The following is a 4,053-nucleotide window of genomic DNA, read 5'->3' as shown; positions in this document are numbered from 1 at the left end:
GTGAATTTCCTGGTGGAACTACAGGATACCAGGCAAACCTGATCTGAATAGCGTTTACCGCAAGGTTTTCATTACGGAGCCTAACTCCTATCCCATACCCCTGGTATAGCTGGTTGTTGAAGAGCTTGGAACTCTCGGCATTGATGATGCCCAGATCTACAAAAAAGAAAGGAGCAAACCTGAATCCCAAGAAATACAGTTGGGTAAATGCTACGGTTTCTGAGGAAAAGGTAAGCTTTTTAGTACCTCTTAAAAATGTATAACTCAATCCTCTAAGTCCGTTTCTGTCATTGATATTGATAAACTCATCATCAAATCTTCTTACACCTGTGGCTACAGAGAGGCTAAAAAACTGTCTTAAGTGCCATTTATTGAATCTGTAGAGGAAACTGAAGTATTGCAAATCTAGCTTGGCAACTCCCTGCTCAACCATGGTGCCTCTCAAAAAACCACCTATAGAAACCGTAGGTCGCAAATAGCCAATCCGTTTTAAAAACTGCCCATACGAAAACCGCCAACCCAAATATGCTCTTCGATAAAACTCGTTATAGTCTCTACCTGTGGTAAATTCGGCTAAATAACCCATCGGGATATCCTCTGTACGACCAAAACCGCTTATCAAACTACTTTTTTCGTAACCTCTTTTTGTAACAGCAAATGACACTAAATACAAATGACTGTCAAAAAATTGCTGGTTTGTATCAATTTCTACCACCGGCCTGTCCTGATATTTTATTCTAGCAGCACGCGCAGCGATTTGAAAACTTATTCTGGATCCATCTTCTTTCTCATCTGCCAAAAATGACCTACCTATCCAAAAATCCTGATTATTATATTCTGTAGAAAACGTGATTGTTGTATCGGGATAAACTCTGTTGATCTGCCTTCTCTCTTTAAGGATGGTAAGACCTCCTCCATATTTAGTTTCTGGTGTGATGAAGTTTTTATAAACGCGACCTCCTATTCTATCCAAAGGCTCTGAGCGGGCATAGTAAAAATCCGCTCCTGTGAATGTATTGTAAATATTATTGATAGAATAGGTACCACTATAACCTATTTTGGGTGTATTGTCGGCATCATATAAAAACTCATTTTTAAACTCCTGCCCTAGCCCGAAAAAGTTTTTATCTATCAAGGCTACATCAAAACGATCTAAACTACCATAGTCAAACTCACCAGAAATAGACCATAAGTCTTTGATAACAACCAGTATTTCAACCTCCTCGTCCTCCTCATTTCCAATCACATAGACTCGTGCGTCTTTTACATAAGGCAGGGTTCTTAAAACTCTCTCACTATCGCTCAGCAAATCAGGATCGATTATATCTCCTGTTTCAAAAAATAAGTTGTTTCTAACTATACGACTTCGGGTATAGGTGTGTAGACTGTTGGCAAAGTTTATAGCCCAGCTATCTGTGTTTTTTGTAGTGTCTCTAATACTGGTTCCGAAAACCTCAAGCTTTTTAATCCTGATGTTTTTAATTCTCTTGCCCTCATATTTTTTATAATTTCCGTTTATAGGTGCGGGCTGGGTAGGTTTTGAAGGCTTGCTATCAGGAGGTGTTACAAACAGTAAGTCGTACAGTTCTTTGGTAAATCTACGTTTGTAAAATTTCTCTTTTATATTCTTATAAAACTCTTCACTTCTTTTAACCTCATCTCTTTTTAGTTTGGAAGCCACGCTGTCAGGCAAAACAAGTACAGTGTCTTTTTCTATATAAATTGAAGAGTCGCCCAAAATCAGGAAACTTCTTCCTTTTACTCTCACAGAGTCCATATCGGTTTTGCCAGGCTTTTTTTGAGCCCACGTTTGACTGCAAATACAGCCTATTAGCAATATGGTGAGTAAAATGCTTTTCAAAAAAATATTATAAAAAAGAAAAGTTGTCTCAATGCTTGTACATCGAGACAACTCTCTAATTTAAATTAACCGTATGGCTTTAGGAAACTATAATTCTCCTCTTTCGGCCATTTTTTTCATTTTGTCATTAGCATAAATAGCTACTTCAACTCTTCTATTCTGCTGACGACCAGAAGCTGTACTGTTATCAGCGATTGGTTGTGTCTCGCCATAACCCATCGTAGTAAGTCTTTGAGATTCTACCCCTTGCGCCATTAAGTAAGACGTTACAGCATTAGCTCTTTGTTTTGATAAATCCTGATTGTAAGAATCAGAGCCAGTTGCATCTGTATGTCCTTCAATCAAAATGTTAGTGTTTTCGTACTTCTTAAGTGTATTAGAAAGTTCGGCAAGATTGGCCTTAGTTTCTGGTCTTAAGTTATAAGAGTCTACGTCAAACATAAGTCCTGAATCAAAAGTAATTTTGATACCTTCTCCTACTCTTTCTACTTCAGCACCTTCTAGATCAGCTCTTAATTCTTCAGCCTGTTTGTCCATTCTTCTACCAATAAGTGCTCCGGCTGTACCACCGACTGCTGCACCTATAATCGCACCTAAGGCTGTATTATCAGAAGCGCTACCGATAGCCGCACCTATAGCACCACCACCTGCTGCACCAACTGCACCACCTTTTGTAGTATTACTCGCCTGGCAACCTGTCATGAGCGTAGACCCTACAATAAACGAAGCCAACATCACTAGAGCTGTGAGGAAGGATACGATTCTGTTTCTATTTTTTGCAATATTCATGTCGATAAGATTTTTTGATTTTCTTATACAAGACCAAATAAAGTACCAATCGCCAAAAATTATCAGAAATCGATCAATAAAACGCTTTTACATAATTATGTGTGGACAATTTTCCCCAACGGTGTGTCTATAAGCTTCAATTACGGCATCTTGCTATCAGAAAGGATAGCCGATAGCGATATTAAGCACCAGGTTGTCTTTGCGCCATTCACTATTACTTATGGCTACATCTTTAAACCTCCAGCGACTACTACTTTCACCGTAAGGTACCCTAAGTGGGAAGGCCAAATCGAAACGCAATACAAAAAAATCAGCATCAAACCTTAGCCCTAAGCCAGCTCCCACAGCAATTTCGCTAATAAATCTTTTGCTGTCGAACTCGGAACCCGGCCGTTGATCATCGGTGCGCAATGTCCAGATGTTACCTGCATCGGTAAAAACAGCTCCTTTAAACATACCTATGATCGGAAAACGATATTCTAAATTGCTTTCAAGCTTTATATCTGCCGTTTGATCAATAAAAGTCGCGGTTTGAGGCACTTGATATCGTCCCGGCCCGATAGACCGTGCTCTAAATGCTCTTATACTATTAGAACCACCAATAGAAAATTGCTTGGTATAAGGAATGGTGGTAGAGTTGCCAAACGCATAACCAATACCTGCGATAAACCTTGTGGCTATTTTACTTTCTTTGCCGACCCTGTAATAGTGCCTGAGGTCTATATCTGTTTTTACAAACTGAGAGTAAGGTGAACCTAGCAATTCGTAAGGATTGTCTTCTGTATTCTCTTCAGACCTCAGTGTACTTTGTGCGGCATGCATCAGGTTACCAGATAAATCGATGTTGCCATTGAAATACCAATTACTCCTAGACTCGCGCTCTGTATCGTTTTGGGTGTTGTAATAAAAAGAGTAAGTGGTTCCTAAAATAAACTGCTCTTCGTAGCTTTTTCGGAGAAGTTCGTTCGCATTTAAAACTGAGTCAAATTCTGCTGAAATATTGCCTAACTGAATAAAATTGATGTCGACAGGATAGAACTCGTGGCGCTTGGTTTTTGTCTCCTGCCAGTTGAATCCATAGGCCATCTCAGTTGAATTAAGTGTAAAGAAATCAATACGTTTTAATGTTCTAAAACCCAATTTGAAGACAGTTTGAGGTACAAACCTGCTGGATCTGTTTTCTATATTGAAAGGTGTAAGAATTCGTGGAACGGTCAATACATTTTCTATACCTAACGTATAAGAGTTCAGATTTTGAGATTGTGCTCCGGTGGCACCTCCTACCTGAAATTCGTATCCCGCATCGAGGTTGAGTTGGTAAGATTCTGCACCTCTAAAAATGTTTCTGTTTTTAAAGCTTGCCTTAAAGTTTGGACCCACAAAATCATTTGATTTAGAAACTG

Annotated in this window: 3 protein-coding genes; all 3 read right to left on the bottom strand. The window is 39.1% G+C overall.

The window, feature by feature from the left end:
- A partial coding sequence (locus E1176_RS04695) for a BamA/TamA family outer membrane protein (protein WP_155209412.1) occupies positions 1-1,777 on the bottom strand: 1,777 nt, incomplete at its 3' end.
- Between the two features lie 171 nt (positions 1,778-1,948).
- A complete protein-coding gene (locus E1176_RS04690) occupies positions 1,949-2,650 on the bottom strand; it encodes a YiaD family glycine zipper/OmpA-like lipoprotein (protein ID WP_155209411.1) in 702 nt (233 codons plus the stop codon).
- A gap of 156 nt (positions 2,651-2,806) precedes the next feature.
- On the bottom strand, positions 2,807-4,053 hold a 1,247-nt coding region (gene tamL / locus E1176_RS04685), incomplete at its 5' end, for a translocation and assembly module lipoprotein TamL (protein WP_155209410.1).

The sequence above is a fragment of the Fulvivirga aurantia genome, from assembly GCF_009711475.1.
GTDB classification, from domain to species: domain Bacteria; phylum Bacteroidota; class Bacteroidia; order Cytophagales; family Cyclobacteriaceae; genus Fulvivirga; species Fulvivirga aurantia.
This window is presented reverse-complemented; position numbering and strand designations above follow the sequence as displayed.